This window comes from Pseudomonas sp. AC463 (assembly GCF_979253585.1).
Genome location: NZ_CEEDDZ010000619.1, coordinates 1 through 271, shown reverse-complemented (window position 1 = coordinate 271; position 271 = coordinate 1). Strand labels below are relative to the sequence as shown.

The window sequence follows — 271 nt, the reverse complement described above, 5'->3', positions numbered from 1 at the left end:
CGAGGAAGTCCTTCGCTCCGCGCTCGCGCTGAAGCTGTTGACGTCGCGGCGGCACGGGTCGATCGCGGCGGCGGCGACCTTTTCGTTGCCGGAAGCCACGGGGGCGGGACGGAACTGGGATTATCGCGCCAGCTGGATCCGCGATGCGTCGTTCACCGTCTATGCGTTCATGCGGCTGGGCTTCTACGACGAGGCAGAGCATTTCCGGAAATGGGTCGGCCAGCGGATGATGGCAGCGGATGCCGATAACCCGATCCGCATCATGTACGCG

1 protein-coding gene is annotated in these 271 nt (G+C 64.9%); it reads left to right on the top strand.

Going from position 1 to position 271, the window contains the following annotated elements; all coding sequences use genetic code 11:
- Window positions 1-271, top strand: a 271-nt coding sequence (locus AC0IYH_RS31695) for a glycoside hydrolase family 15 protein (RefSeq protein WP_471838222.1), incomplete at both ends; no start/stop codon positions are given.